The following is a 25,842-nucleotide window of genomic DNA, read 5'->3' as shown; positions in this document are numbered from 1 at the left end:
ACAATGGCCACAAGAACATCAAGGCCTTGTGCCGGATCGGAGTAACCGTGTACCGCGTATTCGAAGCGCTGGACGAACTCGTCGCACTCGTCGAAGAGGCGCGCACCGTCCCGATGACCGCCGGCTGCCTCGTGCCCCGCGGTGACGTCCTGGAACTGCTCGACGACCTGCGCGACGCGCTCCCCGGGGAGCTCGACGACGCCCAGGACGTGCTCGACGAGCGCGACACCATCGTCGGCAACGCACGTGACACGTCGGACAAGCTGATCACCGGCGCCGAGACCGACTCGGAAGCGATGCTCGCTCACGCGAAGGCAGAAGCCGAGCGAATCGTCGCCGAGGCGCAGGCCAGGGCTGATCGACTCGTCGGTGAGGCGGGGGTGCACGCCCAGCAGACCATCGACTCCGCAGACGAGGAGGCTCAGCGCCTCGAGGCGAGCGCCAACCGCGAGTTCGAGGCGGTCACCGGTCGCGCACGCGCTGAAGCCGCACGGGTGGTTGAGGCGGGCGACGCCAGTTACCACAAGTCGGTGGCGGACGGCATCGCCGAGCAGCAGCGGTTGGTGTCGGATTCAGAGGTCGTCGCCGCAGCCAAGAGCGAGGCCGAGCGGATCGTCGATGCAGCGCACGCAGAGTCCGACCGCCTTCGGGGCGACTGTGACATCTACGTCGACGACAAGCTCGCCGGGTTCGAGGACCTGTTGACGAACACGCTGCGGTCGGTGAACCGCGGTCGTCAGCAGCTTCGCACCGGAGCGGGCATGCACGACTACGTCGAGTACCCGCGCAGCGTCGAGGACTCGCATCGCGAGGACTACGACGAGCACGAGATGGCGGGCTGACGATCCGATTCGACACAAGCGCTAAAATCACTGCGTGAGTGTGAATCCCTTCGTAATCGACGTTCGGAGCGTCCCCCGTCGCGCAGGATCGATGGTCGAGGTCGACCGCACGGTTGCGGCGCCCGACCGAATCGGTGCACAGATGGTCGGGATCCCCGCCGGTGCGGACGTTCACCTCGATCTGCGGTTGGAGTCGGTCACCGAGGGTGTGCTGGTCAGCGGCACTGTCGACGGTCCGCTCGACGGGCAGTGCGGTCGATGCCTCGATCCGATCGAGGATTCGGTGTCGGTGTACCTGACCGAGCTGTTCGCCTACCCGGACAGTGAGACCGATAAGACGTCCGACGATGAGGACGTCGAGCGGATCGTCGACGAGGAGATCAACCTCGAGCAGACGATCATCGACGCCATCGGCACGGAGCTTCCCTTGACGCCGGTCTGCACGCCCGACTGTCCCGGCCTGTGCCAGGTGTGCGGTGTGAAGCTCGCCGACGCCGAGCCCGACCACGGACACGACGTCATCGATCCTCGTTGGGCGAAGCTGGCGCAGTTCTCATCTGATCCGCACGCGGGTCTGTCCGATCCACGAGCGCAGTCGAGGGGCGCCGAGTGAGTCGTCGTACCGACCAGACTGAGCTCCTCGAGGCTCTCGGGGTCACGATCAGTGACGAGATCCTCACGTTGGCGTTGACGCACCGCTCGTACGCGTACGAGAACGGTGGGCTGCCGACAAACGAGCGTCTCGAGTTCCTCGGCGACGCAGTGCTCGGCGTTGTCGTCACCGAACGGCTCTACGTAGGTTTCCCCGATCGTCCCGAAGGCGAGCTGGCGAAGATCCGCGCGAGTGTGGTGAACATGAACGCACTCGCAGACATCGCCCGTGGTCTGGGCGACGGCGGGCTCGGAGCGCACATCCACCTCGGTCGGGGTGAGGAGCTGACAGGCGGACGGGACAAGGCGAGCATCCTCGCGGACGGTCTCGAGTCGTTGTTCGGCGCCATCTTCCTCGATCACGGCATCGAGGTCGCCAAGCGTGTGGTCATGGGACTGTTCGAGCCGATCATCGCTCGCGCCGGAGAGCTCGGCGCCGGTCTCGACTGGAAGACGTCCCTGCAGGAGCTGTCCGCCGAACGTGGGACCGGGCAGCCGCATTATCAGGTGACGTCGACGGGACCCGATCACGACAAGGAGTTCACCGCCACGGCCGTGGTCGCCGGTCGTTCGCTCGGCGAAGGCGTCGGACGGACCAAGAAGGAAGCCGAGCAGAACGCCGCTGCGATCGCGTGGCGCGAACTTGACGGCGATCCGACTGTCGGACAGTCGACGTCCGGGAACTGACGGGTGCCTGAACTTCCCGAGGTCGAGACGATTCGGTCCGGCCTCGCTCCGTACCTCGCGGGTCGGACTGCGACGTCGGTCGAGGTGGCTCATCCGCGCGCTGCACGTCGTCACGTCGGTGGACCGTCCGATCTGGAGAATCGGTTGCGCGGCAAGCGTTTCGAGTCGGTCGATCGGCGAGGCAAGTACCTGTGGATCACCGGAGCCGACGCCACCGACGAAGTGGCGGTCGTCGTCCATCTCGGCATGAGCGGTCAACTGCTGATCAGCGAAGCCGATGCTCCCGATCCCGTGCACCTGCGTATTCGCGTCCAGCTCGACGACGGTCGACAATTGAGGTTCGTCGACCAGCGCACCTTCGGCGGCTGGCACGTCGACGAGCTGGTGACGGTCGGGGAGCGGGCGCTCCCGGAGTCGGTGGCACACATCGCGCCGGACCCGTTCGAGCCCGCCTACGATCCCGACCGCGTGGTGTCTGTGCTCCGCAAGCGCGACACGGAGATCAAACGCGCGATCCTGGACCAGACCGTCGTCTCCGGGATCGGCAACATCTATGCAGATGAATCGTTGTGGCGCGCGCAGCTTCACGGACGTCGACGTACACGTGGCATCACCAGGGCCGCACTCGGCGGACTGCTCGGTGCGGCGTCGGACGTGATGGGCGAGGCGATCAAAGTCGGCGGCACCTCGTTCGACGATCTCTACGTGAACGTCAACGGGCAGTCGGGGTACTTCGAGCGATCGTTGAACGCGTACGGCCGCGAAGGACTTCCGTGCAGGCGCTGCGAGACGCTGATGCACCGCGAACAGTTCATGAACCGCAGTTCGTTCTTCTGCCCGCTGTGCCAGCGGCCGCCACGAGCGAGATAGCGCCACGCACGGTCGTCGCGTCGACGATCAAGTCATGGGGTCTGCCGGAGATCAGTCGGTTCGCACCTTTGCCGGCAGAAGTAGCGCGATGACAAACGCCGCGCCGACCAGGCCTGCGCTCACGAACAGTGCGCTTCGGTAACCCGGGAGGACGTCGGCACCGGTGTTCACGGCAGCGGATACGGTCACCAGAATCGCGAGCCCGAGTGCGCCGCCGACCTGACGGAAGGTGTTGAGCAGCCCGGAGACCATGCCCGCGGCCGAGGGCGCCACGGCAGCGGTGGCGACGTTCGGGAGCGGTAGGAAGACCATTCCGATTCCGACCGAGGTCACGAGTGACGGGATGAGGATCGCGGTGATGAACGGGCCGTCAGTGGGGAGAGGCGCGAACAAGAGGAACCCGACAGTCGCGAGCGCCGCGCCACCGGCGACCACTCGGCGGGCACCGAATCTCGGCACGAGACGTGATGCGATCTGCACCGCGGCGATGGTGCCGAAGCAGAAGGGGAGGAACACAAGTCCGGTCTTCGTGGCGGAATAGCCGAGCCCCATCTGCAGGTACAGAGACACGAAATAGAAGGCGCCGAATTGCCCCGCGACGATGAAAGCGAAGACCAAGCACGGGACGAGGACCTCGCGACGACCGAGAACGCGAAAGTCGACAAGCGGGACAGCGGTTCGCCGCTCGGCCGCGACGAATGCGCCCAGCAGGACGGCGGCCACGGCGAACCAGACGAGTGTACGAACGCTGCCCCAGCCGTTGTCGGTCGCGGCGACGATCCCGTAGGTGAGCACTGTCAGCCCGGCAGTGGCGAGCACACCGCCCGCCCAATCGGTACGGCGGTCCGCACTCGCGATCGGGCCGGGTGCTGCGAATGACAGGGCGAGCCCCGCCGCCGACACCAGTGCACCGCAGGCGATCACCGTGCGCCAGCCGAACGCGTCGGTCAGCACGCCCGAGAGCACGACACCCACCGCACCGCCGAGAGACGCGCCGATCGCGATGGCTGCAAATCCTTTGGCGCGTTCAGTTGGTTCGCGGAAGGTCAGCGCCACCGAAGTGATCGCTGCGGGTGCAACGGCTGCGGCGCCAACGCCCTGCAGGATCCGCACGGCGATCACCTGCCACGGCTCACTGCACAGGTACGCGGCCAGTGACGCGATGGTGAACAGGGCGAATCCGAACCTGAGCAGTGATCTGGCTCCGAACCTGTCGGAGAGTCGCCCGGACAAGAGGAGCAGCCCTCCGAAGACGATCGCGTACGCATTGACGACCCACGACAACCCTTGTGGGCTGAAGTGGACGTCGTCCCGGATCGCTCGAAGCGCGACGTTGGTGACCGAGGCGTCGAAGGTGACGAGGAACTGGGAGAGGCCGGCGAGGACAAGCGAGGTCCGGACCGCAGTAGTTTGTGTAGCACGTAACATAATTAGTTAGGCTACACTTACTTGTGCTGTGAATGCAAGAGGCTCTGGCAGAATGCGGGCATGCGTCAGAGCACGCCCCGCCGGGGTCGTCCGCCGAGCATTACGCGGGACCAAATTGTTGAAAAGGCGCTTCATCGGCTCGATGAAGCAGGTGTCGACGAGCTCACGATGAAGGCTTTGGCTGGCGACTTGGGTGTGACGACCATGGCGCTGTACCGCCACGTGGGCGACAAGGAGACGCTGGTCGCGCTGGCCCTCGACGCGATCGCAGACCCGTTCGCGACAATCACGTATCCAGATGAGCCGCATGCATGCATTCGGCTCGCGATGACGACCCTCTACACCACGCTAACCGCACATCCGTGGGTGCCGGAAGCGCTCATCCGACCCCAGCGGATCGGACGCGGCGCTCTGTTGCTGGCCGATGCGGTGATCGGTGCGGCATTCGACATCACCGGTGATCGGGCCGCCGCGCTCGCAGCGTATCGAGCGCTGTGGAGCCTCACGCTCGGCAGTGTGCTCTCGCATCTGCGGCAGCGCGCAGAGGGGACGCCGCTGTCGCACGACCGGATGGACGAACTCATGGGTTCGGTCTCCGGCGACTCGCTGCCGAACCTGCGCGCGAGTGTCTTATTGGACCTGCAACCGTCCACCGGTGAGGATTTCGAGGAGAGTCTCGACGCGCTGATGACTGGACTGTTCGCCTCGTTCGGTGACTGATGCCAGTTGACTTCCTGTGCGGCCGAGACGGGCTTGCCTGCCGGCTACAGGGCGGCCATTCCCAACGGTCGGGGCGCTGTCGGCGAAGGCACGGACCGGTCCGGACTTCGACGGTGGTCACCGTGTGCGCGCTTCTTCGCCAGATTGGCTGCGCGCAGTCAACCGATGTCGGTGCTGAGCGGATCGGTCGCGTCGACTACCTGGTCCAGCATGCCGATCGCGCGAAGGACCTGGGCGACGCTGCGAAAGTTCACTCCGGGGTCGCCGGTCTCGATCTTGCGTAGAGTGTCGCGCGTTCAGCCTCCTGCTGTGCGGTCAATCCGAGCACCATGCGCCAACCGCGCACGTGCTCCCCAAACTCCGAGAGTTGTCTGTCGCTCCGGTACACGGCCATGATTCGCTCATTTTCAATGACGAGAAGAGCAGCCGTATCCGATGGTTACGAAGTGTTTCATCGTCATTGTGATCGCCTCCAGAGCTGAACGGCCGGAGGCTCGGACGACTCTGCGCGCATTGCTGGAATTGCTTACCTGGCTACACGTTCGACGGTAGCCATCCCGGCCGCCTGGACACGATCGTGGCGGGCGGCCCCTGGGTGTCACTGTTATGACGAGCCAATGGACGATCTGTGCCACAGGAACCGGTCTCGGGGGTTTGCGAAGGATTTCCTCACTATGATCGACGGGTCTCATCTCACCCGATCTGGGGGTTCGAATGTTCCGTAATTTCCGTCGTATCGCCGTCGTCGCCGCAGCGTCGATGGCCCTGGTCGCAGGCGCGGCCGTCGTCGCGCCCGGCGAGGCCGCCGCCGCCACCCGCTACGCGGCCCCGACTCTGAAGGCTGAGCAGGGAGCATTCGCCGGCGACAAGAACGTCAAGCTGACGATCACCAACACCAATGTCTCCAGCGGTCTCTTCGCCGAAAGCACCTGCTCGTCCAGCCTGCTCCACGGCACTGAGGCCCTGCAGGCGTTCGTCGCATTCAACAACAAGGACTACATCAACCTTCTCAAGATCATTGCGACCTCCAACAGCAAGGTCGGGCCGGTCGTCAGCAACAACCTGATCAGCCCCGGCCCGAACAGTGCGTCGCGCGAGGTCAATGCCGCTGACGGCGTCTACATCTACCTCGGCACCTGTGGCGGCATCAAGTCGCTGGAGCCGGGCAACGTCGGCGTCGCCTTGCTGCCGGTGATCGTGCCCAGTGGCGTCGGCAGCATCGGCTCCGTACTGGACTTCGGCAGCGCTGCAATGGAATCCGGCATGGCGATGGGCGACGTCCTGAGCCTGCTGAGCATCCTCGGCAGCGGCTCCTAGTCGCTCGCTTCAAAAACAGTCGCCCGTGACCGTCTCCATCTGGTCCCGGGCGACTGTTGTCTTCCGATCCGCGTCAGCATCGATCGGCGTCCGCGTGGTGGGTGAAGGCTTCTCGCCGTGACGAGCGGCCTGATGGGCAACCAGGGGTGTGCGCCGTCTTAGGTTCACCGATGTGTGGCATACAGTCGGCCCGGGGCACAGAACTCGCGGAATCGGGGAACATTAGACGACGGCTGGACTCGGCGACGTCGGTCGGCGCCATGAACGCGGCGGTCACTACGCTGGTGACAAGGACGAGCCGACGAGGGAAGCATTCGCGCGCCTCTCGTGTTGCCACCCACACAACGACGAAGGAGTCTTCCCGACATGACTGATCTGTGGGTGCAGCGCACCGGAACCCGGCGGTACACGGGCCAGAGCTCGCGCGGTGCGGAGGTGCTGATCGGTTCCGCCGACGTCGAGGGTGTGTTCACGCCCGGCGAGCTGTTGAAGATCGCTCTCGCGGCGTGCACCGGCATGTCGTCGGACAAGCCGCTGTCGCGTCGCCTCGGCGACGACTACGACGCGACCGTCCGCGTGTCAGGCGAGGCCGACCGCGAGAACGAGGTGTACCCGGTGCTGTCGGAGACCCTCGAAGTGGACCTGTCCGATCTCGATCCCGAGGCCGCTCAGCGGCTGCTCGTGGTCGTCGAACGCGCAGTCGACAAGGTGTGCACCGTGGGGCGCACCATCAAGGCCGGTGCGCAGGTCGAGCTGGCGATCGAAACGGACTGACACATGGAACGGTTGTCGGCGTGGGTGCACGGAAACGTCCAAGGCGTCGGTTTCCGCTGGTGGACTCGATCGCGAGCGTTGGAGCTCGGTCTGGTCGGTTATGCGTCCAACCACGCCGACGGTCGGGTCCACGTGGTGGCCGAAGGGCCACGTCCGCAGCTGGAGGCCCTGCTGAACGCACTGCGGTCCGACGAGACGCCCGGACGCGTGGATCTGGTGGTCGAGGACTTCCTCGCGGCGCGCTCGGACCTGCACTCGTTCGTCGAACGCTGAGGTCGCACGGGTAAACTGGACAGCCGTGCACCTCAAGAGCCTCACCCTCAAGGGCTTCAAATCGTTTGCGTCGTCGACGACGCTGCGATTCGAGCCCGGCATCACGTGTGTGGTGGGGCCGAACGGGTCGGGCAAGTCGAACGTCGTGGACGCCCTCACCTGGGTGATGGGTGAGCAGGGCGCGAAGGCGTTGCGCGGCGGAAAGATGGCCGACGTCATCTTCGCCGGAACGTCCGGTCGGGCGCCGCTCGGCCGTGCGGAAGTGACGCTGACCATCGACAACTCCGACGGCGCGCTGCCGATCGAGTACTCCGAAGTGTCGGTCACGCGGCGCATGTTCCGCGACGGTGCGGGGGAGTACGAGATCAACGGGAACGCATGCCGTCTCATGGATGTGCAGGAACTCCTCTCCGACTCCGGCATCGGCCGCGAGATGCACGTCATCGTCGGTCAGGGTCGGCTCTCCGCGATTCTCGAATCGAAGCCGGAAGATCGCCGAGCGTTCATCGAAGAGGCGGCGGGCGTCCTCAAGCATCGTCGGCGCAGAGAGAAGGCGGTCCGCAAGCTCGACGCGATGGCCGCGAACCTCGCCCGCTTGACGGACCTGACAGCAGAACTGCGCCGACAGCTCAAACCCCTTGGACGACAAGCGGAGGTGGCGCGTCGCGCGGCGACGGTGCAGGCAGACCTGCGTGACGCTCGACTGCGGCTGGCGGCTGACGACCTCGTGACCCGCCGTGAGGAGATGGCGCAGCACACGAGCCTCGAACACGAGATCCGCGAACGGCAGAACGAGGTGGCCGCCCAACTCGACGAGGCGACAGCCGCGCTGGCTGCGGCGCAGGAGCACCTCGCGCAGATCACGCCCGCGGCCACCGAGGCCGGACGCGTCTACCACCAGTTGTCGACGTTGGCCGAGCGTGTGGACGGCACTCGCCGGGTCGCGTCCGAACGCGCGGCACACCTCTCACAGCCTGCGTCGGCGCCCACCGGCCCAGACCCCGAGACGTTGGAGCGTCAGGCCGAAGAAGCGGCGATGACCGAGGCGGAACACGCGTTCGCCGTCGAAGAGGGCGCGGAACGCCTCGAGTACGCGACCGCCGCACTCCAGGCTGCGGAGCAGGCCGCATCGGCCGCTGAGAAGGCGCACATGGCTGCGGTGCAGGCCGTCGCCGATCGCCGTGAAGGCCTTGCCCGTCTCGAAGGTCAGGCCGCGAACCTACGGACCAAGGTGGAGTCGGTCGACGCTGAGACGTCGCGTCTGGCCGAGGGCATCGAGGCCGCCCACCAGCGTGCCGACGCCGCGCAGGCCCTCATCGACGAGCAGGCCGCCGCGACCGCGGAGCTGGAGTCGCGCGAGGCGAGTCTCGACGAGCATCACGAACGATGTGTCGCCGCACTCGAGACTGCGTCCGCGACCGTCGTCGCACTGCAGAAGACCGAACGCGAGGCCGAGCAGGCGATCGCCTCGCTCACCGCACGCATCGAAGCGCTCGCCGTCGGCCTCGAACGCGGCGACGGTGGCGCATGGCTCCAAGAACACGCTGGTGACGGACTTCTCGCTCCGCTGTCGGACCTGCTGACCGTGGAACCGGGATACGAGACGGCGGTCTCGCTGGCCCTCGGCCCCGCCGCCGACGCCATCGCCACGGTAGACGGACTCGCCGCGGTGCGGGCGCTCGACGCTCTCCGAGGCGGGGACGGCGGACGGGCGGCACTGATAGTCGGCGGCCTTCCGCAGACGGCCGAGCCCACCCGCCCGCAACTGCCGGCAGGCGTCGTGTGGGCACGTGACGTGGTCAGCGCACCGGACACGATCAGCGGTGCCGTCGACATTCTTCTGGCCGGCACCGTGATCGTCGACGATGCGGCACTCGGACTGCGGCTGGCCGCCGAGCACGGATTGGTGGCCGTCACCGGAGACGGTGACCGGGTGTCGGCAGCGTCGGTGGAAGGCGGCTCGTCCAAGCGTCCGTCGACTCTCGAAGTCCAGTCGGCCGTCGACACCGCGACCGACGACCTCGCAAAGGCACGTGCGACCGTAGACCGCGTGCTCGGCGAACTGAGCGAGGCTCAGGCCGCCGAGGCTCAAGCCAGGGAGGCCGCTGAGGGTGCACTGGCAGCGCTGAATGAGTCCGATGCCAACGTCGGCGCCGCATACGAACAACTGGGCCGCCTCGGTTCCGACGTCCGTTCCGCCCGTGATGAAGCCGACCGACTCACCCGGCAGCGGCGGTTCGTCGAAGAGGGGAGAGCCGATAATCTCGCGGCCCTCACCGAGGTCGAGGAGAGGCTCGCCCGGGCCCTCGACGAGCACGACGACCCGACGGCCGGAGACCTCGACAGCGGAATGCGAGAGGCGGCCGCAGCAGAGGTCGCGTCTGCGCGCTCGATGGAAGTCGAGACCCGACTGACCCTTCGGACGGCCGAGGAGCGTCTCGGATCGGTACGCGGCAAAGCCGAGAGTCTGCGCCGTGCGGCGGTCAACGAACGAGCCAACCGTGAGCGACTCAAGCGGCAGGACGCCAGCCGTCGGTACGCGGCGGGCGTCGCGAACGTCGTCGTCGACGCAGGACGGAAGCTCGCCGATGCGGTGTCGACCGCAGCCTCTGACGCTGCCCGCGGACGTGACGAACTCGAGGCCGTCCGTGCCGCACGGACCACGGAGACCGACGAATTGCGTCGACTCGTCGACGAGCTCACCGCCACCATGAACCAACTCCGCGACGCCGTCCACCGCGACGAGGTCGCCAAGGCGCAGGCCGAACTGCGCATCGAGCAGCTCGAAGAACAAGTACTCGAACAGTTCGCGATGGCGCCCGACGACCTCGTCGCCGAGTACGGGCCGGACGTCCCGATGCCGCCGTCCGATCTAGAGATGCGCGAGTACGAGGACGCCAAGGCGCGCGGCGAGCAGGTGGTCGCTCCGGCTCCGATGCCATACGACCGCAAGACACAGGAGATCCGTGCGAAGCGGGCGCAGAAGGACCTCACCACGCTCGGCAAGGTGAACCCCCTCGCGCTCGAGGAGTTCGCCGCACTCGAAGAGCGCTACTCGTTCCTGTCGACGCAGCTTGAAGACGTCAAGAAAGCACGTGAAGACCTCCTTGACGTGGTCGCCGACGTCGACGCCAGGATTCTGCAGGTCTTCACCGAGGCCTACGCCGATGTCGAAGCCGAATTCACCCAGGTGTTCGCGACTCTCTTCCCCGGCGGCGAAGGCAGGCTCGTGCTGACCGACCCGTCCGACATGCTGACCACCGGCGTGGAGGTGGAAGCGCGTCCACCGGGCAAGAAGGTCAAACGACTCTCACTTCTCTCCGGCGGGGAGAAGTCGCTGACCGCGGTCGCCATGCTCGTCGCGATCTTCCGCGCCCGACCGTCGCCGTTCTATGTGATGGACGAGGTGGAGGCCGCGCTCGACGACGCGAACCTCCGTCGTCTCATCAGCCTGTTCGAGCAGCTTCGCGAAAAATCGCAGCTCATCGTCATCACGCACCAGAAACCGACGATGGAGATCGCCGACGCCCTGTACGGCGTCAGCATGCGCGGCGACGGCATCACCCAAGTCATCTCCCAACGACTCCGCGGCGTCGACCTCGCCACGGCAGGCTCATCGCCACAAGGAAAGGCACAGTCTTCGTGACTACAGAAGTCCTCATCGGAATCATCGTCGGAGTGATCCTGCTGATCGCTCTGGTCGGCCTGACCGGCTATCTGATCAGCCGCAAGCGGCAGATCTCGATCTCCGACAAGCCCGAACAGATGGATGTCACCGACGGCACCACACGCCAAGTGGACCGATCGGGGGGCTACCAGGCCGGCTCGGGTTTCAACTTCAGTCAGGGCGGGACGGCGACCGTTGACGCGCCCGCACCCACGCCCGAGCCCGAGCCTGAGCCGGTCGACGCTCCGGAGGTCGAGGCACAGCCGGAGGTCTCGGAGTCGACCGCCGCTGAGCCTGCTTCCGCCGAACCCGAAGCGGCCGAGCCCGAGGGCGACGAGGTGGAGGCAGACGCCGAGCCCGAACCGGAGCCGATCGTCGAAGACGCTCCGGCGCCCGCCCTCGACGACATCGAACCCACGGCCGGACGTCTGTCCCGTCTGCGTGGACGACTCTCTCGTTCGCAAGGCGCCATCGGCGCCAGCGTCCTGGGCCTGCTCGGTGCGGGTGATCTCGATGAAGACTCGTGGGAAGAGATCGAAGACACCCTGGTCATGGCCGACCTCGGCACTGCGGCTACCGCCACTGTCGTCGAACGGCTCCGCGAGGAGTTGGCGACCGGCAAGGTCCGCACGGCCGACGACGCGCGTTCGGCACTTCGTCGGATCCTCATCGAACAGCTCCACCCGAAGCTTGATCGCTCGGTGAAGGCGCTTCCGCACGCCGACGGACCGGCAGTGGTGCTGGTGGTCGGCGTGAACGGTGTCGGCAAGACCACCACCACCGGAAAGCTCGCGCGAGTGCTCGTCGCAGACGGACGACGCGTGACACTCGGAGCCGCGGACACCTTCCGCGCCGCGGCCGCCGACCAACTGCAGACCTGGGGCGAGCGCGTCGGTGCGGGCATCGTCCGGGGCAAGGAAGGCGCCGACCCGGCGTCGGTCGCGTTCGACGCCGTCAGCAAGGGCATCGACGACGGGGTGGACGTCGTCCTCATCGACACCGCCGGTCGACTGCACACCAAGACCGGGCTCATGGACGAGCTCGGGAAGGTGAAGCGCGTGGTGGAGAAGAAGGTTCCCGTCGACGAGGTCCTGCTCGTCCTCGATGCGACCGTTGGACAGAACGGACTCATGCAGGCGAAGGTGTTCGCCGAGGTCGTCGACCTGACCGGCGTGGTGCTGACCAAACTCGACGGAACGGCCAAGGGTGGCATCGTCTTCCGCATCCAGGAAGAGCTCGGTGTGCCGGTGAAACTCGTCGGTCTCGGAGAAGGCGCAGACGATCTCGCTCCCTTCGAACCCGGCGCATTCGTCGACGCACTGCTGTAAGCGCACCTCGACGAGATCCCCATCCGGCCGTGCCGGGTGGGGATCTTTGCGTTCTGGGTCGCTTGAGGGCCGGATCCCTTGAAAGCAACCTCTGAATCATGGTTCAATACTTTCCGAACGAAGAATTGAATTGAGATTCAGAAGGGGTGGGCAGTGGCATACCGACCGACCGAGGCGACGCGTCGCGCGGCGCAGGCGAAACGCGCGGCGATGCTCGCCGCCGCGCGCGGTCTGGTCGCAGACGCCGGATTCTCCGCGACGACGGTTGCGGCCATCGCCGAGGGCGCCGACGTGAGCGTCGGATCGGTCTACTCGTACTTCGACAACCGTGAGACGCTTCTCGCCGAAGTGTTCCGCACCGCGGCGGAGTACGAGTTCGCCCAGGTGGCAGCGGCGGTCGAGGCCGCAGGCGGCGACCCTCTCGCGCAACTCGACGCACTGATCGTCACCTTCGCCGACCGTGCGCTGCGCGGTCGGCGGATGGCGTGGTCGCTGCTCTTCGAGCCCGTCATCCCCGCCGTCGACGCTGAACGCCTCCGGCTGCGCCAGTGGTACCGCGACCTGGGGGAAGCCGTGATCGCTGCGGGTGTGGCGTCGTCGATCTTCGTCGACCAGGACGTGCGTGTCACCGCTTCTGCAGTCATGGGCGCGATCTCCGAAGCGCTCGTCGGGGCCCTCAATCCCGACACATCGCCGCTGGCCACCGACCCCGATCAACTGCTCGGAACCATCCGAGCATTCTGCCTACGTGCGCTCGGCGCACCACCGAAGGAGACTCCATGACCGCCACCCACGATGTGTTCAACCAGGCCGCGCCCCGCGTCGACGTCAACGAGTATCTGACCGACCTGCCGCTCGTGGAAGCAGTGGAGGCGTACGGCGCGTCCTGGGCCACCGACGAGCTCACCGAAGCGGGTGCACTCGTCGGACGTGCGGACTTCCAGCGTGACGCGGAACTCGCCAACACGATCACTCCGAAGCTCCACACTCATGACCGATGGGGACATCGCGTCGACGAGATCGAGTTCCATCCCGCCTACCACCGGATCATCGGCGACGCCATCGCACACGGCGCGCACACGAGCTGCTGGGACGATCCGCGCGAGGGGGCGCACGTCGCCCGCGCGGCGATGTTCATGCAGTTCGGGCAGGTGGAGCCCGGCCACGCGTGTCCGGTGAGCATGACGCACGCGGTGGTCCCGTCATTGCGCGTGGATCAGACTCTCGCGGATCAGTGGATCCCGCGGACCCTGTCGCGCAACTACGATCCGTCACTGGCCGATCCGTCGAAGAGCTCCGCGATCTTCGGCATGGCGATGACCGAGAAGCAGGGTGGATCCGACATTCGCGCCAACACCACACGCGCGGTCGACAACGGGGACGGGACCTACCGGATCACCGGACACAAATGGTTCTGCTCCGCGCCGCAGTCTGACGCGTTCCTCGTCCTGGCGAAGGCTGAGCCGGGGGTGACCTGCTTCGTCGTCCCGCGCACGCTGCCGGACGGCTCGCGCAACACCTTCAACATCCAGCGCCTCAAAGACAAGCTCGGAAACAAGTCGAACGCGTCGAGTGAGATCGAGTTCTCCGACACCGTCGGCTGGCGCCTCGGTGACGAGGGCTCGGGCGTGCGCACGATCATCGAGATGGTCAACCAGACCCGTCTCGACTGCGCGTTGGGCAGTGCCGCGGGCATGCGTCAGTCGGTCGCGGAAGCAGCATGGCATGTGCGCCACCGCTCCGCGTTCGGCGCGACCCTGATCGACCAGCCCGCGATGACCGCGGTGATCGCCGATCTTCAGGTGGAGGCCGAGGCCGCGATGTGGACCGCGATGCGTCTGGCGTCCGCATACGACGACGACTCGGAGCAGTCGCAGGCGTTCCGGAGACTCGCCACCGCTGTCGGCAAGTACTGGGTGTGCAAACGAGGCCCGAACCACGCCTACGAGGCACTCGAATGTCTCGGCGGCAACGGATACACCGAGGCGTTCCCGCTGGCCCGTCGCTTCCGCGAACAGCCGGTGATGGCCGTGTGGGAGGGGTCGGGGAACGTCATCGCGCTCGACGTCTTGCGCGCGATGGTGCGTGATCCGCTGTCGGTCGAGGCGCTCGACGCCGAGTTCGAACTCGCACTCGGTCAGCACCACGCGTACGACCTGCATGTCGAGAACACACGCAAACTCGTGGCGCAGGCCGCCGCTGATCCTTTGAACGCGCCCGCCATCGCGCGTCGTCTGACGGAGTCGCTGGCGATTGCCCTTCAGGGATCGATCGTCATCCGACAGGCGCCGTCGTTCGTCGCGGACGCGTTCGTCGCAGGTCGGATCGCCGAACCGGGCCAGATGTACGGCGTTCTCGACTCGAAGCTCGACCTGGCCGGAATCGCCGGACGGGCCTGAGACATGCATCTGACAGCAGTCCTCGAACGCGCGGCGCGAATCGCGGCCGACAAGCCGGCACTGATCTCAGACGACCACGAGATCACTTTCGGGCAGCTCCTCGACCGGTCGAAGCGTGCGGCCGCGGTCTTCATCGACGCGGGCGTCCGCCCGGGGGATCGGGTCGCCGTGATGGCTTTCAACACACCGGGGTTCGTGGTCGCGGCTTTCGGCGCCTGGTTCGCGGGAGCGACCTTGGTGCCGGTGAACCACAAGTTCGCCGCACCCGAGGTCGAGTACACGATCGGGCACAGCCGAGCGAGTCTCGGAGTGGTCGACGGGACGCTGGTGTCGACCACACTCGGAACCGGCATCACGTGGCTGACCACCGACTCGACAGCTGCAGGCTTCGGCGACTTCGATGCGCTCGTCGCTGCTGCGACCGCGGTCTCCGGACCCGTCGACGACGATGTGGACACGCCGGCACAGATCCTCTACACGTCCGGGACCACGAGTTCGCCGAAGGGATGCGTGCACACTCATCGGGGGCTGTCGACAGTGGCTCCTCTGATCGCGACCGCTCTCGGCTTCACGTCGGACGAGCGTTTCCTTCTCGCGATGCCCATCTGGCACGCCGCGCCGCTGAACGATTGGCTGCTCACGATGATCTCGTTGACGGCTACCACCGTGCTGATGCGCGAGTACGACCCCGCAGCGTTCCTCCCGACTGTGGAGAGGCACCGGATCACCGCGTTCTTCGGCTCGCCGATCGCGTACCTGTTGCCAGTGCAACTCGCTGACGCAGGGCGCCTCGACCTCGCGGAATGCAACCTGTCCAGTGTCCGCGCATGGCTGTACGGCGGTGCATCGCTCGGCGAACACACCGCGCGCCGACTGATCGAGGCCTACCGGAGCGACCGCTTCTTCCAGGTCTACGGCATGAGTGAGACCGGCCCCGTCGGCACCGCTCTGTACCCGCACGAACAGACCACAAAAGCCGGATCGATCGGTCGCGGTGGGATGTACGGCGTGGATCTACGGGTTGTGGATGCCGGCGGTGTCGACCAGACAGCAGGCGGGACAGGCGAGATCTGGCTGCGCGCCGACACCCGCATGGTCGGCTATCTCGACAACCCGGAAGCGACTGCTGCCGCGTTCGCGGGACCGTGGTTCCGGACGGGCGACGTCGCGCGCATCGACGACGACGGCTACCTGTACATCGTGGACCGGCTCAAGGACGTCATCATCGTCGGTGGCGAGAACGTGCACTCACAGGAGGTGGAGGAAGTCCTGCGTGGGCATCCGCGGGTGGCGGACGTCGCGGTCATCGGTCGTCCGCACCCGGAATGGGGTGAGACCGTGGTGGCGGCGTGCGTGTCCACGGACGGCGTCGACGTCACCGTCGGCGAGGTCCGCGACTTCCTCGCCGATCGCCTCGCGCGCTACAAGATCCCCAGGGAGGTCGTCATGGTGGACGCGCTTCCGCGCAATCCGAGCGGAAAGATCGTCAAGCACGTCCTTCGCGATCGCGTCACTGTGTGATGTAACCCGCCCGAAACGTGGACCGTCCGCACGTGACGCGCACGAAACACGAGCGCGGCTGTGCGGCAACCTGCGGGCGACACAGTTACCTCACACGTCGACAGACGACGGGTGAGGAGGCCTGCAACAGTGAATGTGGCACTGCCGGACACAGTGTTCGGAACCATCGACAGCGGAAACACCGCCTGGGTGATCGCGAGTGCGGGACTCGTACTCCTGATGACCCCGGCCCTGGCGTTCTTCTACGGAGGACTCACCCGGGCCAAATCGGTCCTCAACATGATGATGATGTCGTTCGGCGCCCTCGGCGTCGTGACTGTCATCTACGTCCTGTGGGGATTCTCGATGTCGTTCGGCAACTCGTTGACGGGTTCGAAAGACATCCTCGGCATCTTCTCGAATCCGTTCGAACTCTTCGGATCCGACCAGCTGATGCAGTCCAAGGAAGTCGGCGGCACCACTCAGGTGGTCGTCTGGGGCGACTACGGCATCCCAGCCATCGTCTTCCTGGCGTTCCAGCTGACATTCGCGGTGATCACCGTCGCGCTGATCAGCGGTGCCATCGCCGAACGCGTCAAGTTCATCACGTGGCTCGTCTTCAGCGGGTTGTTCGCGACGATCGTCTACTTCCCGCTCGCTCACATGGTGTGGGGCGGCGGCATCCTCTCGGGTGCCGAGGACGGTATCGCGGCGAAGATGTTCGGAGTCACCGACGGCGCAGCGACAGTCGCGCCGATCGACTTCGCGGGCGGCACCGTCGTCCACATCAACGCCGGTATGGCGGGCCTGGTGCTCGCGTTGATCGTCGGTAAGCGCAAGGGCTTCGGAAAGACCGCCTACCGTCCTCACAACATCCCGTTCGTGATGCTCGGTGCTGCGCTCCTGTGGTTCGGCTGGTTCGGATTCAACGCCGGTTCCGAACTCGGCGCCGACGCGACTGCCGGACTGGTGTGGGTCAACACGACCGTCGCGACAGCCGCCGCCATGATCGGATGGCTTCTCGTCGAGTGGTTCCGTGACGGACACGCGACCAGCGTCGGCGCGGCTTCGGGCATCGTCGCAGGTCTGGTCGCCATCACCCCGGCATGCGCCGCGCTCACCCCGGTCGGTTCCATCGCTCTCGGCCTGGTCGCAGGTGCACTCGCCGCGGTAGCGATCGGCCTGAAGTACAAGTTCGGCTTCGACGATTCACTCGACGTCGTCGGCGTCCACCTGGTGGCAGGCCTGTGGGGCACGATCGGCATCGGCCTGCTGGCCAAGGACACCGGACTGTTCTACGGCAACGGATTCGAGCAGATCGCTGTCCAGACCGTTGTGGCGCTTGTGGCGCTACTGTTCACTGCAGTGCTCACCGCCGTGATCGGCTACGCCCTCAAGCCGCTCGGCTGGCGCGTGGACGACGAGGCGGAGTTCGTCGGAATCGACTCTGCGGAGCACGCGGAGAGTGCATATGAGACGACGTAGTCGACCGAACAGGCCGTCACGGCCGGAACGTTGCGCCGTAGGCTCGAAATCTCAGGGAAAGGTCTATTCATGAAGCTGGTCACCGCAATCGTCAAGCCGTTCACCTTGGAAGACGTGAAGGCCGCACTGGAACAGATAGGCATCGTCGGCATGACGGTCAGTGAAGTCCAGGGCTACGGACGTCAGAAGGGGCACACCGAGGTCTACCGCGGCGCCGAGTACGCCGTCGACTTCGTGCCGAAGGTCCGCGTCGAGGTCATCGTCGACGACGACGTGCTCGATCAGGTCACCGAGACCATCGTCGAAGCGGCCCGGACGGGCAAGATCGGCGACGGCAAAGTGTGGGTGACTCCCGTCGAGTCGATCATCCGGGTGCGCACCGGTGAACGCGGACCCGACGCGATCTAGTGCGGAGTCGTTCGCCGCGGCACGTCGAGTGCTGCTGCGCGCCGGCGATCTTCACGGGCAAGCTCTGCGGGACGCTCTCGCAGACCGGGCCGAGGAATGGATCGCCGCGCGTGCAGCGGAACTCGGCGTCGTCGAGGGGAGCGGCTTCGCCGTTGTCGCCGTCGGCAGCCTCGGGCGTCGAGAGATGGTCGGATACTCCGACCTGGACCTGATCCTGGTCCACGACGACCGGCACCGAGATCGTCTCGCCGAGGTCGCGGACGGGCTCTGGTATCCGATCTGGGACGCCGGGATCAAACTCGACCACAGTGTCCGGTCGGTTCCCGAGGCCATGAAAGTGGCGCGCGAAGATGTGACGGCAGCCCTCGGGTTGCTCGACGCCCGGTTCATCGCAGGCGACTCCGATCTCGCTGCGTTGCTGATCTCCTCGGTCCGGAACCTGTGGCGCGCCGAGGCGAGAATGCGTCTGCCCGAGGTGATCGACGCCGCGAAGGCACGGTGGGAGCGGACCGGTGAGATCGCGCACCGGGCCGAGCCGGATCTGAAGAACGGCAGGGGAGGACTGCGCGACGTCCAACTGCTCGACGCCCTCGCATTCGCACATCTCACCGACGGCCTCGGTCGTCTCGACCCCGGCCGGGCGGAGTCTCCGCTGCGGACCGCGTACGGAGATCTCCTCGCGGTTCGAACCGAACTGCACGTAGTGGCGGGCCGAGCGCGCGACCAGGTGCGAGCGCAGGACGCCGACGACATCGCCGCCGCACTCGGCGCAGGAGACAGGTTCGACCTGGCGCGAATAATCAGCCGGGCGGCCAGAACCACCTCGTATGCAGTCGACACAGGCTTCCGGACCGCCACCAACGCGGTGGGACGACGCGGACTGTCGCGCTTTCGCCGGAATCCGATCCGCAAGCCGCTCGACGAGGGAGTCGTCGAACACGACGGCGAAGTGGTCCTGGCGAAGACCGCCACACCCAGTTCGGATCCAGGACTGGTCTTGCGTGTCGCCAGCGCGTCCGCGCGGAATCAACTGCCGATTAACGGTGCTGTCCTCGAGCGTCTCGCGAACTTCGCGTCCCCGATTCCCGAGCCGTGGTCGAGCGAGAATCTGTCGGATCTGCTCGTACTGCTCGCATCGGGGCACGAGTTGATCGCACCGGTCGAGGCGCTCGACGCCACGGGGTTGTGGGAGAGGATCGTGCCCGAATGGCCTGTCGTCCGCGACCTGCCTCCGCGGGACGCGATCCACACGTGGACCGTCGACCGTCACCTGTTGGAGACCACCGCCTACGCCGGATCCCTGACTACGAGCGTGTCGCGCCCGGACCTCCTGATCCTAGGCGCGCTCTTCCACGACATCGGCAAGGGACGCGGCGGGGACCACAGCGTGGTCGGGGCCGAGCTCGTCGGCCCGATCGCCGACCGAATGGGCCTGTGGCCAGACGACCGGGATCTGCTCGTCGAGATGGTGCGGCTGCACCTCCTGCTTCCCTCGGTCGTGACGCGCCGTGACGTCACCGAGCCCGCGACGATCGCGTGGGTCGCCGACCAGGTCGGAGGTGATCGGGTGCTCATCGAACTGCTCGGCGCCCTGGCCGAGGCCGACTCTAGGGCCACGGGACCGGGCGTCTGGAACGAATGGAAGGCGTCGCTCATCGGGGGACTGGTGGAGCGGGTGGTCGATCATCTCGGCGGCCGGCCGGTTCCGACTCCCGAACCAATCGCCGACGATGTCCGAGCTCTCGCCGAGCATGGCGGCGTCCGCGTCCACACGGCGCCCGGGGACGGGCCGAACATGACCGTCGTGACGATGGTCGCGCCCGACGGGCCGGGAATGCTGTCGACGATGGCGGGTGTGCTCGCACTGGCGGGGCTGCAGGCGCATTCGGCGTCGGTTCGCACACATGCCGGTGCGGCAGTGGACTCGTTTGTGGTGATGCCGACGTTCGGCAGCGCCCCGGACGCGCAGTTGCTTCGGCAAAGGCTCGTCGCCGCAGTGTCCGGAAGCCTCGATGTGCATGACGCGCTGGCCAAGAGGATCGCGGATCGGAAGCCTGCGGTCGGCGTCGGCTCTGCTGCTGTGCCGACCGCTCGGACCACGCCGCCCCCGCGCGTCGCGTGGCTCCGGAGCCCGGAGAAGGAGCGTCAGCTCCTCGAACTCCGAGCCCAGGACGACGAGGGCCTGCTCGCCCGGGTGAGCGCGGAACTCGATCGTTGTGGTGTCGACGTCGTCTGGGCGACGGTCGCGACCATGGGCGCCACCGCGGTCGACACGTTCTGCGTCGTCCTGCCGGACGACAGTCCCGCGACCCGCGAACGCGTCGCCGCCGCGGTCCTGGCGGTCTGCGGGGGCCGGCCGTAGGTCAGGGCCGCAAACGAGGTGTTCAGCGACAAACGAAGCATGCAGGTATGCCTCGTCTGTCGTTGAACACCTCGTTTGTGGGTCGCCGCAGCGGTGGCTGATCTGATCCGGGAGGCGGCCGCTCGGCTCGGCATGGAAAGATAGAAGAATGTTCGAATCCCTCTCCGACCGGTTGACAGGCGCCCTGAAGGACCTGCGCGGCAAGGGTCGTCTCACCGACTCCGACATCGATGCGACGGCGCGCGAGATCCGTCTGGCACTTCTCGAGGCCGACGTCTCGCTGCCCGTGGTCCGCACGTTCATCGCGAACGTGAAGGAGCGCGCCAAGGGCTCCGAGGTGTCCGCGGCGCTGAACCCCGCGCAGCAGATCGTCAAGATCGTCAACGAGGAGCTCGTCGCCATCCTCGGCGGGGAGACCCGCCGTGTCCAGCTGGCGAAGACTCCGCCGACGGTCATCATGCTGGCGGGCTTGCAGGGCGCCGGTAAGACGACGCTCGCGGGCAAGCTGGCCAAATGGCTGTCGGGCCAGGGCCACACCCCGATGCTCGTCGCCTGTGACCTGCAGCGTCCCGGCGCCGTCCAGCAGCTCCAGATCGTGGGCGAGCGCGCCGGTGTGCCGGTGTTCGCTCCGCATCCCGGCACCGCCGTCGGCGGCGAAGGCACGCTCGGCGTCAGCTCCGGCGACCCCGTGCAGGTGGCGCAGGCCGGTGTCGCGGAAGCCAAGACCAAACAGCACGACGTGGTCATCATCGACACCGCGGGTCGTCTCGGCATCGACGCGGAGCTGATGCGCCAGGCGTCCGACATCCGCGACGCCACGAACCCGGACGAAGTCCTGTTCGTGCTCGACTCCATGATCGGTCAGGACGCGGTCAGCACGGCGCAGGCCTTCGCCGAGGGCGTTGACTTCACCGGCGTCGTCCTCACCAAACTCGACGGCGACGCCCGAGGCGGTGCGGCGCTCTCCGTGCGAGAGATCACCGGACGCCCGATCATGTTCGCGTCGACCGGTGAGAAGCTCGAAGACTTCGACGTCTTCCATCCGGACCGCATGGCCAGCCGCATCCTCGGCATGGGCGACGTCCTCTCGCTCATCGAGCAGGCCGAACAGCACTTCGACGAGGCTGAGGCGCAGCGCACCGCGGAGAAGATCAGCCAGGGTGAACTCACCCTCGACGACTTCCTCCAGCAGATGCTGATGATCCGGAAGATGGGTCCGATCGGCAATCTCCTGGGCATGCTGCCCGGCGCCGGCGACATGAAAGACGCACTGTCTCAGGTCGACGACAAGCAGCTCGACAAGATTCAGGCGATCATCCGCGGCATGACGCCCGCCGAGCGTGACAACCCGAAGATCATCAACGCCTCGCGCCGCATCCGAATCGCCAAGGGTTCGGGTGTCACCGTCACCGACGTGAACCAGCTCGTGGACCGCTTCTTCGCGGCCCGCAAGATGATGTCTCAGATGTCCGGCCGCATGATGGGCGGCGGCATGCGCAAGAATCAGCGCAAGGGCAAGAAAGGCGCCAAGGGACGCAAGGGCAAGGGCAAGGGCGGACGCGGACCCACGCCGCCGAAGGCGATGCGCGGTGGAGGTTTCCCCGGCATGCCCCCGGGCATGGGGATGCCGCCCGGCCTCGATCTGTCGAACATGCCGCCCGGGCTCGACGAACTGCCCCCGGGCCTGGAGGGCTTCGATCTCAACAACCTGAAGTTCCCGAAGAAGTAGGTTCACGCAGCCCATGAATGCGCCCCTCGAGTTCAACGGCACAGACCCGTTCACCGGTGAACCGATTCGGTTCTGGATGCACGACGGCGTCGTGTCGACCGAACCGATCGCGGGCGCCAACGTGGCGGTCGCGCGCGGCTGGATCGTTCCCGGTCTGGTCGACGCTCACAACCACGTGGGGATCGCGCCCGGACTCGGGGTCACCATCGAACGCGCGCGCGAGCTCGCCGCGCAGGACCTGCGCGCGGGCACCATGCTGATTCGTGAGGTCGGCTCGCCTGTGGACACCCATCCGCTCGACGCCGACGCTCACGGTCCGCGGTTCCTTCGCTCGGGCAAACACATCGCCCGACCCAAGCGGTACCTGCGCGACTACGGGGTGGAGCTGGACGACCCCGACCAGCTGGCCGCCGAAGTGGCCGTGCAGGCGCGGGCGGGCGACGGCTGGGTGAAGCTCGTCGGCGACTGGATCGACCGCGAGGTCGGCGACCTCGCACCGCTGTGGTCGCGGGAACAGCTCGTGGCCGCGGTCGAGGCCGCGCACGCCAACGGCGCACGCATCACCGCACACGTCTTCGGCGCCGAAGCGCTCCCGGACATCATCGCCGCGGGCTTCGATTCGATCGAGCACGGCACCGGCCTGGATGAGGACCTGATCGATCAACTGGTGGAACGGGACATCGCACTGGTTCCGACGCTGATCCAGCTGGAGACCTTCCCCGAGATCGCCGCGGGCGCCGACCGTTTCCCCAAGTACAAGCAGAACATGCTGTCCCTGCATGCTGGTCGCCACGAGGTCTTCGCTCGGGCTCGCGAGGCCGGTGTCCGGATCTATGCAGGCACCGATGCGGGCGGAACAATCAAGCACGGTCGAATCGTCGACGAGGTCGAGGCGCTGACGACCATCGGTTTCAGCCCTCTCCAGGCTCTCGCCGCCGCATCAACAGCTCCGCGCGACTGGCTCGGCGCTCCGGGCATCGTCCACGGTGCGCGTGCCGACTTCCTGGTGCTCGACTCCGATCCGGCAGAAGATCTCTCGACCCTCCGCCGTCCGCTCCACATCGTCTGCGGCGGCGAGAAGATACCCGCCTAGGGCGTGTCTCCTAATTCGCTTCGCGCGGTCTCGACGGCCAGGTGCACTCCCCGCGGCGTTGTCGTCGGTCGTGATACCTACCGGTATCCCTCCCTCCTCCGCCTTGCGGGGCGCACACCTGATCCGCCGATCCCGAGCGGCGAATTAGGAGACACGCCCTAGGCTTGCTGCACGATCTGCGCGATGCCGATCACGATCAGCAGCACGGTCACAAACCAGCCGGCGGCGCGGGCCACGGACTCCTGATTTCGGCGACCGTAGGCGAACACACGGCCGATCCACCAATGTGGGCGTGCGCGGACGGCGACGAGTGCCAGGCCGGTGAGGAACGGCAGACTCAACGCCACCGTCGCGTACAGGAACACGCCGATATAGCGCTCGACGGTCGGGAAATCTGCGGCAGACAGCACCGCGAGACCAGCGTAAAACGGGGCGGATGTAGCCGACTGCACCACGCCGAGGACGAAGCCGACCACCAGAGTCAGCGGCGACGGCGATCGCAGGGGAGTGAGGATCTTCTCCATCAGGCCGGACGAATCGCCGCCACGCCACGTCAAATACGCGGTCAGCACACCCGTCAGGATCAGCAGAATGCCGAACGTCGGCGAGTTCAACACGGCGTCGACCAGTGGCTTCAGGCCGTCGAAGACCAGCATCACCAACACTGACAGCACAAACACGCCGAGCCAGTCGCCGATCAGCAGCAGGGGGACGATACGCCGGTAGCTGCCTGGCGCGAGCATCATCGCGAGCGTCACGAGCACGCCGATCAGGAGGACGTTGACCGAGTCGACGAACGCGAGCGACAGTGCGTGCAGCATGGTTGAGGCGAGTCTCCGGCGGTCGTTCGGCAGCCCGGTCGGCCGTCGATGTGTGTCTGAAACGGTACCTGGAGAAGCACCTCGGCCACCGGTTTGGGTGCGTGACACGGGATCTGGCACAATGGACAGCTGGTTCGCCGGAGCCGGCCACGGCCGACCGGCGGTCACCCCAGAAGAGATCGCAAAACCGGGCCCATCGACGTGGTGGGTCGCTGAATTGCGCTGTGACGAATGGAGAGCCAACCATGGCTGTCAAGATCAAGCTCACGCGGCTCGGCAAGATCCGCAACCCGCAGTACCGCATCGTCGTCGCTGACGCTCGCACCCGTCGCAACGGTCGCGTCATCGAGACCATCGGCAAGTACCACCCGAAGGAAGAGCCGTCGCTGATCGAGATCGACTCCGATCGCGCGCAGCACTGGCTGAGCGTCGGCGCACAGCCGACCGAGCCGGTCGCAGCACTCCTGAAGGTCACCGGTGACTGGCAGAAGTTCAAGGGCCTGCCGGGCGCCGAGGGCACCCTCAAGGTCGCTGAGCCGAAGCCCAGCAAGCAGGACCTGTTCAACGCTGCGCTCGCTGCTGCCGAGAACGAGCCGGTCGCTGCCGCCACCACCGCCAAGAAGAAGGCGAAGAAGGCCGACGAGGCGCCGGCCGAGGCCGCAGCTGCTGACGCAGGCGAGGACAAGGCCGACGCGTGAGCACTGTCGTCGCTGACGCAGTCGAGCACCTGGTGCGCGGGATCGTCTCCAACCCGGACGACGTTCGTGTCGACCTGATCACCGGCCGTCGCGGCCGCATGGTCGAGGTCCACGTGAGCCCCGAAGACCTCGGCAAGGTGATCGGCCGTAACGGTCGCACCGCCACCGCTCTGCGCACCCTGGTCGCCGGAATCGGCGGCCGCGGCATGCGTGTCGACATCGTCGACACCGACCGCTGACGAGTCCGCATACATGGATCTCGTCGTCGGTCGCGTCGTCAAGACGCATGGCGTTCGCGGTGAACTCGTCGTCGATGTCCGCACCGACGACCCGCAGACGCGCTTCGCCGTAGGCGCACGCCTGGTCGGGCGTGCACCGAAGGGCGCAGGCGACACCGAATACGTGGTGACAGCCGCCCGGAATCACTCCGGGCGGCTGTTGCTGTCCCTGAAAGGTGTCGCCGATCGAACCGCAGCCGACGCGCTGCGCGGAACTCTGTTCGTGATCGATGCTGCTGACGTCGACTCAGGAGACGATCCCGACGAGTTCTACGACCACGAACTCGAAGGCGTCGCCGTCTCGACCGTCGCGGGTGATCCGGTCGGCACGTTGACCTCGATCCTGCACCTGCCGGGAGGCGACGTACTCGCGATTCGAACGGACGACGGCCGTGAGGTGCTGGTTCCGTTCGTACGCCAGATGGTCCCGACCGTCACGCGCGAGCGCATCGAGATCGATCCGCCGGAAGGCCTGATCGACCTCGACACCGCGGTGTCGGAGAGGGATTGAC

General features: G+C 66.5%; 23 protein-coding genes. 21 read left to right on the top strand and 2 right to left on the bottom strand.

The genetic code is table 11. From position 1 onward, the window contains the following. The first annotated feature begins 47 nt into the window (after positions 1 to 47). The 4 genes from WFK36_RS10750 to mutM are packed head-to-tail and all read left to right on the top strand — an operon-like array spanning position 48 to position 3,050. A complete protein-coding gene (locus WFK36_RS10750) occupies positions 48 to 842 on the top strand; it encodes a DivIVA domain-containing protein (RefSeq protein ID WP_336791618.1) in 795 nt (264 codons plus the stop codon). Positions 843 to 876: 34 nt separating this feature from the next. Next, positions 877 to 1,455: a YceD family protein gene (locus tag WFK36_RS10745; RefSeq protein ID WP_336791617.1), complete on the top strand. Its 579-nt coding sequence runs from the start codon at positions 877 to 879 to the stop codon at positions 1,453 to 1,455. Next, positions 1,452 to 2,180 (top strand): ribonuclease III, encoded by a 729-nt coding sequence (rnc, locus tag WFK36_RS10740; protein ID WP_008378378.1) that lies wholly within the window; start codon positions 1,452 to 1,454, stop codon positions 2,178 to 2,180. Before WFK36_RS10745 ends, rnc begins: the two co-directional genes overlap by 4 nt. Positions 2,181 to 2,183: 3 nt before the next feature. After that, entirely contained in the window at positions 2,184 to 3,050 is an 867-nt protein-coding gene (gene mutM, locus WFK36_RS10735; RefSeq protein ID WP_336791616.1) for a bifunctional DNA-formamidopyrimidine glycosylase/DNA-(apurinic or apyrimidinic site) lyase, read from the top strand. 51 nt (positions 3,051 to 3,101) lie between these two features. Here the strand turns inward: mutM and WFK36_RS10730 are convergent, their stop codons facing one another. Further along, complete coding sequence (locus WFK36_RS10730) at positions 3,102 to 4,478, bottom strand: MFS transporter (protein ID WP_336791615.1); 1,377 nt, start codon at positions 4,476 to 4,478, stop codon at positions 3,102 to 3,104. A 60-nt stretch (positions 4,479 to 4,538) separates the two neighbouring features. Here WFK36_RS10730 and WFK36_RS10725 point away from each other — a divergent pair, with 60 nt between their 5' ends. The 14 genes from WFK36_RS10725 to WFK36_RS10660 all read left to right on the top strand — a co-directional run bounded on the left by WFK36_RS10725 (position 4,539) and on the right by WFK36_RS10660 (position 23,533). Beyond that, the gene (locus WFK36_RS10725) at positions 4,539 to 5,198 is read left to right on the top strand and encodes a TetR/AcrR family transcriptional regulator (protein WP_336791614.1); all 660 of its coding nucleotides are present in this window, start codon (positions 4,539 to 4,541) and stop codon (positions 5,196 to 5,198) included. 714 nt (positions 5,199 to 5,912) lie between these two features. Beyond that, positions 5,913 to 6,515 carry a hypothetical protein gene (locus tag WFK36_RS10720; RefSeq protein WP_336791613.1) on the top strand — a complete coding sequence of 201 codons (603 nt, stop codon included), beginning with the start codon at positions 5,913 to 5,915 and terminating at the stop codon, positions 6,513 to 6,515. Between the two features lie 366 nt (positions 6,516 to 6,881). Beyond that, positions 6,882 to 7,289 carry an OsmC family protein gene (locus WFK36_RS10715; RefSeq protein ID WP_008378383.1) on the top strand — a complete coding sequence of 136 codons (408 nt, stop codon included), beginning with the start codon at positions 6,882 to 6,884 and terminating at the stop codon, positions 7,287 to 7,289. A gap of 3 nt (positions 7,290 to 7,292) precedes the next feature. Continuing rightward, positions 7,293 to 7,562, top strand: a complete 270-nt coding sequence (locus WFK36_RS10710; protein ID WP_336791612.1) for an acylphosphatase — start codon at positions 7,293 to 7,295, stop codon at positions 7,560 to 7,562. A gap of 25 nt (positions 7,563 to 7,587) precedes the next feature. Further along, complete coding sequence (gene smc / locus WFK36_RS10705; RefSeq protein ID WP_336791611.1) at positions 7,588 to 11,208, top strand: chromosome segregation protein SMC; 3,621 nt, start codon at positions 7,588 to 7,590, stop codon at positions 11,206 to 11,208. Beyond that, complete coding sequence (gene ftsY, locus WFK36_RS10700; protein ID WP_336791610.1) at positions 11,205 to 12,557, top strand: signal recognition particle-docking protein FtsY; 1,353 nt, start codon at positions 11,205 to 11,207, stop codon at positions 12,555 to 12,557. The genes smc and ftsY overlap by 4 nt, the downstream gene beginning before the upstream one ends. 153 nt (positions 12,558 to 12,710) lie before the next feature. Beyond that, positions 12,711 to 13,340 (top strand): TetR/AcrR family transcriptional regulator, encoded by a 630-nt coding sequence (locus WFK36_RS10695; protein WP_336791609.1) that lies wholly within the window; start codon positions 12,711 to 12,713, stop codon positions 13,338 to 13,340. Continuing rightward, complete coding sequence (locus WFK36_RS10690; protein WP_336791608.1) at positions 13,337 to 14,956, top strand: acyl-CoA dehydrogenase family protein; 1,620 nt, start codon at positions 13,337 to 13,339, stop codon at positions 14,954 to 14,956. Before WFK36_RS10695 ends, WFK36_RS10690 begins: the two co-directional genes overlap by 4 nt. Before the next feature lie 3 nt (positions 14,957 to 14,959). Then, the gene (locus tag WFK36_RS10685; protein WP_336791607.1) at positions 14,960 to 16,477 is read left to right on the top strand and encodes a class I adenylate-forming enzyme family protein; all 1,518 of its coding nucleotides are present in this window, start codon (positions 14,960 to 14,962) and stop codon (positions 16,475 to 16,477) included. Positions 16,478 to 16,606: 129 nt separating this feature from the next. Further along, a complete protein-coding gene (locus tag WFK36_RS10680) occupies positions 16,607 to 17,941 on the top strand; it encodes an ammonium transporter (RefSeq protein ID WP_336791606.1) in 1,335 nt (444 codons plus the stop codon). Positions 17,942 to 18,010: 69 nt separating this feature from the next. Beyond that, positions 18,011 to 18,349: a P-II family nitrogen regulator gene (locus tag WFK36_RS10675; RefSeq protein ID WP_008378391.1), complete on the top strand. Its 339-nt coding sequence runs from the start codon at positions 18,011 to 18,013 to the stop codon at positions 18,347 to 18,349. Then, positions 18,324 to 20,711, top strand: a complete 2,388-nt coding sequence (locus tag WFK36_RS10670; protein WP_419717481.1) for a [protein-PII] uridylyltransferase — start codon at positions 18,324 to 18,326, stop codon at positions 20,709 to 20,711. Before WFK36_RS10675 ends, WFK36_RS10670 begins: the two co-directional genes overlap by 26 nt. A gap of 148 nt (positions 20,712 to 20,859) precedes the next feature. Further along, the gene (ffh, locus tag WFK36_RS10665; protein WP_336791605.1) at positions 20,860 to 22,440 is read left to right on the top strand and encodes a signal recognition particle protein; all 1,581 of its coding nucleotides are present in this window, start codon (positions 20,860 to 20,862) and stop codon (positions 22,438 to 22,440) included. A gap of 13 nt (positions 22,441 to 22,453) precedes the next feature. After that, positions 22,454 to 23,533 (top strand): amidohydrolase family protein, encoded by a 1,080-nt coding sequence (locus WFK36_RS10660; protein WP_008378394.1) that lies wholly within the window; start codon positions 22,454 to 22,456, stop codon positions 23,531 to 23,533. A 158-nt stretch (positions 23,534 to 23,691) separates the two neighbouring features. Here WFK36_RS10660 and WFK36_RS10655 read toward each other — a convergent pair whose 3' ends face one another. Further along, positions 23,692 to 24,354 carry a hypothetical protein gene (locus WFK36_RS10655; protein ID WP_205331537.1) on the bottom strand — a complete coding sequence of 221 codons (663 nt, stop codon included), beginning with the start codon at positions 24,352 to 24,354 and terminating at the stop codon, positions 23,692 to 23,694. A gap of 245 nt (positions 24,355 to 24,599) precedes the next feature. On the opposite strand from WFK36_RS10655, the gene rpsP reads away from it, so the two are divergent. From rpsP to rimM, 3 genes are read left to right on the top strand one after another with little or no spacing between them, the layout of a single operon-like run. Next, a complete protein-coding gene (rpsP, locus tag WFK36_RS10650; protein ID WP_008378396.1) occupies positions 24,600 to 25,052 on the top strand; it encodes a 30S ribosomal protein S16 in 453 nt (150 codons plus the stop codon). Further along, positions 25,049 to 25,291: an RNA-binding protein gene (locus WFK36_RS10645; protein WP_008378397.1), complete on the top strand. Its 243-nt coding sequence runs from the start codon at positions 25,049 to 25,051 to the stop codon at positions 25,289 to 25,291. The genes rpsP and WFK36_RS10645 overlap by 4 nt, the downstream gene beginning before the upstream one ends. Positions 25,292 to 25,304: 13 nt before the next feature. Further along, complete coding sequence (gene rimM, locus WFK36_RS10640; RefSeq protein WP_205332299.1) at positions 25,305 to 25,841, top strand: ribosome maturation factor RimM; 537 nt, start codon at positions 25,305 to 25,307, stop codon at positions 25,839 to 25,841. Position 25,842: the final 1 nt, after the last annotated feature.

It is taken from the genome of Gordonia malaquae (assembly GCF_037148075.1).
Lineage (GTDB): Bacteria > Actinomycetota > Actinomycetes > Mycobacteriales > Mycobacteriaceae > Gordonia > Gordonia malaquae.
Note: the sequence above shows the minus strand (reverse complement) of the source record. Positions and strands in the feature narration are given on the sequence as shown.